General features: G+C 62.6%; 6 protein-coding genes and 1 pseudogene. All 7 read left to right on the forward strand.

Annotated features, from left to right (window positions below; genetic code table 11):
• Positions 1-137: 137 nt before the first annotated feature.
• Positions 138-1,496: an LLM class flavin-dependent oxidoreductase gene (locus NKI08_RS30590; RefSeq protein WP_352774729.1), complete on the forward strand. Its 1,359-nt coding sequence runs from the start codon at positions 138-140 to the stop codon at positions 1,494-1,496.
• Positions 1,497-1,510: 14 nt separating this feature from the next.
• Entirely contained in the window at positions 1,511-2,287 is a 777-nt protein-coding gene (locus NKI08_RS30595; protein ID WP_352541339.1) for a DUF427 domain-containing protein, read from the forward strand.
• 34 nt (positions 2,288-2,321) lie between these two features.
• Complete coding sequence (locus NKI08_RS30600; protein WP_352774732.1) at positions 2,322-3,959, forward strand: ABC transporter substrate-binding protein; 1,638 nt, start codon at positions 2,322-2,324, stop codon at positions 3,957-3,959.
• A gap of 7 nt (positions 3,960-3,966) precedes the next feature.
• Entirely contained in the window at positions 3,967-4,926 is a 960-nt protein-coding gene (locus NKI08_RS30605) for an ABC transporter permease (RefSeq protein ID WP_352774734.1), read from the forward strand.
• Entirely contained in the window at positions 4,923-5,810 is an 888-nt protein-coding gene (locus tag NKI08_RS30610) for an ABC transporter permease (protein ID WP_352774736.1), read from the forward strand. The genes NKI08_RS30605 and NKI08_RS30610 overlap by 4 nt, the downstream gene beginning before the upstream one ends.
• Before the next feature lie 199 nt (positions 5,811-6,009).
• Positions 6,010-6,579: an NAD(P)H-dependent oxidoreductase gene (locus NKI08_RS30615; RefSeq protein WP_352774738.1), complete on the forward strand. Its 570-nt coding sequence runs from the start codon at positions 6,010-6,012 to the stop codon at positions 6,577-6,579.
• 29 nt (positions 6,580-6,608) lie between these two features.
• Positions 6,609-6,738: pseudogene (locus tag NKI08_RS30620) on the forward strand (dimethylsulfone monooxygenase SfnG); the annotation flags it as partial.

The following is a 6,738-nucleotide window of genomic DNA, read 5'->3' on the forward strand; positions in this document are numbered from 1 at the left end:
CTCTATAAAATTACTAGAATTAAGCCGGAGCGCAATCTAACTTTCATGGCTCAAGAGCGATTGTCGCCGCTTGCCGAAGCAGCGCGACAATCTCCGGAGCAGATTTGGCTCCAGGGCAGATCTGGAAGGAGACTGGCATGGCTCGAGACCACATGATCCTCAGCGCATTTTTCTTCAACCCGCAGGGCGATCATCGGATGTCGTGGCGCCATCCGCGGGCGCCGGGCCGGGAGGTGCTGGACTTCGAGTTCTACCGTGATCTCGTGCAGGCGGCCGAGCGGGCCAGGATCGACACCATCTTCGTCGCCGACCACGTTTCGATCTGGGATTCGGTCAAGAGCGGTGTCGCCCACTACGCCAATGCCCGCCTTGAGCCATTGACGCTGCTGTCGGCACTGGCCGGCGTGACCAAACACATCGGCCTGATCACCACGGCGTCGAGTTCGTACAGCGAGCCCTACAATGTTGCGCGCATGTTCGCCTCGCTCGACCATATCAGCAAGGGCAGGGCGTCGTGGAACGTCGTCACATCGGCCATGGACGAGGAGGCGCGCAATTTCGGCCGCGACGGCAACATAGAACATGCGTTCCGCTATGAGCGCGCGGCCGAATTCCTCGATATCGTCAAGGCGCTTTGGGACAGCTGGGAAGACGAGGCGCTGCTGATCGACAAGGAGGCGGGCTATTTCGCCGATCCCGACAAGGTCCACCCCATCGATCACAAGGGCAAGCACTTCAAGGTGCGCGGGCCGCTCAACGTCTCGCGGCCGCCGCAGGGCCACCCGCTGATCGTCCAGGCCGGCTCGTCCGAGGACGGCAAGAACTTCGCCGCCGCCCAGGCCGACGTGCATTTCGCCATCTACAGCACCAGGGAAGACGGCATCAAATACCGGCAGGACATCAACGAGCGCCTCGCCCGCTATGGCAGGAAGCCGGAGAGCTTCAAGATCCTGCCGGGCATTCTGCCGATTGTCGCCGCTTCCGAGGCGGAAGGCCGCGAAAAGCAGGAATACCTCCAGACCCTGTTGCCCGGTCAGGTCGGCATCGACCTTCTGTCCAGCTGGAGCGGCATCGATCTCTCCGTCTATCCGCCAGACGGGCCGCTGCCGCCGCTGCCGGACGAGAGCACCTTCAATGGCGGACGGACATCGCTCAACCGGGTCAAGGAATGGTCGAAGCAGAATCTCAGCCTACGCGACATCGCCCGCAAGCTCGCCAACAGCGGTTCGGTGCCGACCGTCGCCGGCACGCCCAAACAGATCGCCGACCAGTTGCAGGACTGGTTCGTTTCAGGCGCCGCCGACGGCTTCAACCTGATGTTCCCGCTGCTGCCCGAGGACTGGGTGAATTTCGCCGAGCAGGTGGTGCCGGAGCTGCAGCGTCTCGGCGTGTTCCCGACCGAATACGCGCCGGGAACGCTGCGCGACCGCTTCGGTCTGGCGCGGCCGGCAAACCGCTTCGCCGAGCAGCGCGACAACGCACGCGCCGTGTCCTGACCGGGAGAACGATCATGACCGTCGCGCCAAGATTGCAGCCTCGCGAAGCCACCGCGCCGCAGCTCGTCAATGTCCTGCACAGTCCCAAGCGTGTGCGCGTCAAATTCGGCGGCCGCACGATCGCCGACAGCCGCAACGTGCTGGTGCTGCGCTCCAACCATTTCCTGCCGATCTATTTCTTCCCGCCGTCAGCGGTAGACCCGTCGGTGCTGAAGCCCTCGCTGCATCGCGAACCGCATCCAGTCGGTGGCGAGACGGCCTATTGGGATATCGACAGCGGCGACAGGCGCAGTGCCAACGCGGCGTGGGCGTTCATCTCGCCGCCGGACGAAGCGCTGGCGTCCCTGGCCGGGCGGATCGCCTTCACCTGGAAGGCCGTCGACCAATGGTTCGAGGAGGACGAAGAGGTCTTCGTCCATGCGCGAGACCCTTATGCGCGCATTGATGTGCTGCAAAGCACGAGCCATGTGCAGGTCTGGTTCGACGGCGAGCCGATCGCCGACAGTCACCGCCCGGTGCTTTTGTTCGAGACCCATCTGCCGACGCGTTTCTATCTGCCGGCGGAAGACATCCGGCTGGAGCGGCTGACGGCGTCCGTTACAACGACGCGATGTCCCTACAAGGGCATCGCCTCCTACTGGTCGGGGCTGCTGAGCGACGGAACGGTGCGCCCGGACATCGCCTGGAGCTACCGGGAACCAATCGCCGAAATGCCGAAGATCAAAGGCCTCATCGCCTTCTATCCGCAGGCCGTTGACCGCATCCATCTCGACGGCGAACCCGTCGCATAGGTTTTCAATTTTCATTTCAAAGCAGGGTTTTAACATGACCAAACGCAGGGATATCGACGCACTTCGCAGCCTGTCGGGGGACATCTGGAATGTCGCCGTCGACGAATATCAGGGCGGCTTTCTCAAGCGCCGCGATCTCCTGAAATACGCCGCACTGCTCGGCCTGACAGGCTTTGCCGCCTCGCAGGGGCTTGGAGGCGCGCGCGCCGCGGCCGCCGCCGGCGGCACGGTTCGTGTCGGGCTCAGTCAGCCGACCAAGGCGATCGATCCGGTTTCGGTGACCGATCCGGCCAGCATCGGGGTGATCAGCCAGGTCGGCGAATATCTGATCCTCGACGATCCGAAGGACGGTCTCCAGCCGAAGCTCGCTTTGTCCTGGGAGGCCGACGAGACAGCCAGCCGCTGGACCTTCAAATTGCGGCAAGGAGTGAAATTCCACGATGGCCGCGCCGTCACCGCCAAGGACGTGGTGGCGAGCTTCGAGCGGCTGGTCGATCCCGCCAGCGGCTCGTCGGCGCTCTCAGCCTACATGGGCATCCTGTCCAAGGGTGGCGCCAAGCTGGTCGATGACGAAACGGTCGCCTTCGATCTGGACGGTCCGAACAGCAATTTCCCTTTCTATGTCTCTTCCGACGTCTATAACGCCGTCATCCTGCCGGCCGACTATGCCGGCGATTTCGAGAAAAATTTCAACGGCACCGGCCCGTTCAAGCTCGAATCCTTCCGTCCCAAGCAAGGCGCCAGCTTCGTGCGCAATCCGGATTACTGGGGCGAGAAGGCACTTCCCGACCGCATCGAGATCAAGTTCTTCGACGACGAGCAGGCGCAGGTGCTGACGCTGCAGGCCGGCCAGCTCGACGTCATCCCCAGCACGACGCGGTTGGAACTGGCGATCGAGGGCAACCCCAACTTCAAGCTGCTCAGCGTGCAGGCAAGCTCGCATGACCAGGTGCATCTCAGAACCGACCAGGCGCCGTTCACCGACAAGCGCATCCGCCGCGCGCTGGCACTCACCATCGACCGCGAGGCGGTGGTCAAGGGGCTGCTGAAGGGCCGCGCCATCGTCGGCAACGACACCCCGTTCGCGCCGATCTTCCCTTCGGCCGATCCGTCGGTGCCGCAGCGCAAGCACGATATCACGGAAGCCAAGCGGCTGCTTGGCGAGGCTGGCGTGCCGAACGGCTTCGAGGTGACGCTGACCACCGAACGCGCCTATGACATTCCCGACTATGCGGTGATCATCCAGAACTTCGCCAAAAAGATCGGCATCGATGTCAAGCTCAATGTCCTGCCGCAGGACGCCTATTACGGCTCGGCGACCTTCGGCAGCTCGCCTTGGCTGGATTCGGTTCTCGGCATCACCGACTACGGCCATCGCGGCACGCCCGACATCTTCCTCAACGCCACGCTGAAGAGTACGGGAGCCTGGAACGCGGCGCATTTCAACAACCCCGGCTATGATGCGCTGCTGCTCGACTACTCGAAGGCGCGTGACCTCAATGCCCAGCGCCTTGCTGCCGGCAAGATCCAGACGCTTTTGCTTGACGAGACGCCGGCGATCATCAGCTACTTCTCGCAATACAGCCGGATTGTCAGCTCGAAGGTCGAGGGCGTGCGCTTCACCGCAATCTCGCATCTGCTGCTCGATCGCGTTTCCTTCGTCCAGGCATGATCGCGACATGCTGACCGGCCGCATTCTGTCAGCGCGTGTCGGCACTCTTGTCCTCACGCTGTGGCTTGTCAGTGTCCTGGTTTTCTTCGCCGGGCAGGTTTTGCCCGGCGATGTCGGCCGCGTGATGCTCGGGCCGTTTGCCGACGCGCAGGCGGTGGCGGAGCTGAACAAGCGGCTGGGCGCCGACCAGCCAGTTCTCGTCCAGTATTGGCTCTGGTTCAGCAAGGCGGTGTCAGGCGATTTCGGCACCTCGCTTTCGATGCGCGCGCCGGTGGCCCCGTTCGTGCAGGAGAGCCTGAAGCGCTCCGCATCCCTTGCCGGCATTATTTTGGTCTTTCTCATTCCGCTCGGGGTTGGCGGCGGTGTCATCGCCGGTCTCAACGCCGGCCGCCTCATCGACCGGCTGATCGTGATGGCGGGCGTCTCCTTCGGCATCGTGCCGGATTTTGTGTCCGGCCTGATGCTGCTCATCGTTTTCGGCCTGTGGCTGAACTGGTTCCCGATCTCAGGCGTTGCGCCGGATGGCGCGGGCTTCTGGACGCAAGGCTATTATCTGATCCTGCCGGCGCTGCCGCTGGTGCTCAATCTTGCCGGCTACATCGCCCGGATGACGCGGGCCGGCGTGATCGAGGCAATGGCCGCCGACTACACACGCGCCGCCGTCCTGAAAGGGCTTGAGCGGCGCGAGATCATCCTTCGGCACGTGCTGCGCAATGCGCTGACCCCGACCATCGCGGTGCTGGCGACGCAGACCGGATACATGCTTGGCGGGCTGGTTGTGATCGAAGCGCTGTTCGGCATCCAGGGACTTGGCAATCTGGTTCTGAACGCGGCCAAGGCGCGAGATTTCCCGATGCTTGAAGCGGGGGTGCTGGTGATGGCGGCAATCTTTGTTCTTTCGGCGGCGGCGGGCGACTTCGTGCTGGCCTTGCTCGATCCGCGGCAACGCCGTCGGACCTCGCCATGACGGATCTGACGGAGTTTCCCGCATCACGGCGCGCCGTGGCCGGTTTTCCGGCGGTGCGCAGGATCGGCAGTGCCTTCTCCGGACTGCCCCCATCGGTCGTGATCGGAACGCTGCTGCTACTGTTCTGGGTCGTATGCGCGGTAGCAGGCAATCTTTTCGTTCCGTATGATCCCTATGCCGAGGATTTTCTGGCGATGCTGACGCCGCCCGATGCCTCGCACTGGTTCGGGACCGATCAGCTCGGCCGCGACGTGCTGTCCCGCATTATCGTCGGATCGCGCGATATCCTGCTGGTTGCGCCGCTGGCGACGCTGGTCGGCGTTGCCGCCGGCAGCATCATCGGCCTGGTGCTCGGCTATTTCGATGGCCTCACCGATGCCATCGGCGCGCGGTTGCTCGATACACTGATGGCGTTTCCATTCATCGTTCTCGTCACCATGACGCTGGTGGCGATCGGGCCGTCGAACCTGACGGTCGTCCTGGTGATCGGCATCGCCTATGCGCCGCTGGTGGCGCGCACCGTCCGCGCCGCCGTACGCGAGCAGAAGCAGCGCGACTATGTCAGCGCCGCCCGGCTTGGCGGCGAAGGCGCGCTCGCCATCATGTTCCTGGAGATATTGCCCAACATCAGGGAGACCATCCTCATCGAGTTCGTCACTCGGCTGGGCTACGCGTTCTTTTCGATCGCGACGCTGAGTTTTCTGGGCCTCGGCATCCAGCCGCCTTCCGCCGATTGGGGGCTAGCCGTCGCCGACGGCTACGGCTTCCTGACCGGCGGTAAATGGTGGGTCGTCGTTTTCAATTCCGGCGCGATCGTTTCACTGGTCATGGCAACGAACTTAATTGCCCAAGGCTTAGGCGCGTTTGAAAATGGTGATGGATGAATGCGAAGCCGTATTGATGGCCTGAGCTTCGGTCTGCTCGCTATACGGACATTGCTACGTCCATTAGCAGAACGGCATTTTTCTCCGCGAGGCCGAAAAATCGGAACGTAGTTCCTTATCTCTATAGATTTTGTCGAATATCGTCTGCCCCGGTTTGGAAATGACCCGATGCGCATGCAGGGTCCGGGAGATTGACGAGTTGGCAAGGCTATCGGTTCTCGGAATATCCGGCGGCGTAAGCACACCATCGCGCACTACCGCGGTGGTCAACGCGCTGGTCAAGGCAGTCGCCTTGCGCGTCCCGGCAGACACCGGCCTGATCGAAATCACCGAGGCGGCGCCTTCGATTTTCGCCGGGCTGTCTCGTCGTGCGCTCGGCGCGTCTGGCGAAGCGATCATCCAGCGTGTCGAGAAGGCCGACCTGCTCGTGGTCGGAACGCCGGTCTATCGGGCGTCCTACACCGGCGCTCTCAAGCACCTGTTCGACCTCGTCGATCATCGTGCACTGACGGGCAAGACCGTGCTTCTCGCGGCAACCGGCGGAAGTCCATACCATGGCCTGGTTCTCGAACATCAGCTCCGGCCATTGTTCGGTTTTTTCGGGGCCGTCACCGTCCTGACCGGCGTCTACGGCGCGCCCGACGATTTCGTCGATGCCAAGATCGTCGGCGCGGCGATTATCGAGCGCATCTCACGGGCCGCTACCGAAGCGATTTCCTTGCTTAATTCCAGTCATGCAAATGCTGCCGTCGCCACGCGCGTCGGTTGAAGCCAATCAAAAAGGGGAAACGAAACGAAATGACCTCGAATTCCGACAACGTGAAGTTCGCCTACTGGGTCCCGAACGTTTCGGGCGGCCTTGTCATCTCCAACATCGAGCAGCGGACAGGCTGGGACATCGATTATAACCGCAAGCTCGCCCAGATCG

This window comes from Mesorhizobium sp. M0768 (assembly GCF_040320195.1).
GTDB lineage: Bacteria > Pseudomonadota > Alphaproteobacteria > Rhizobiales > Rhizobiaceae > Mesorhizobium.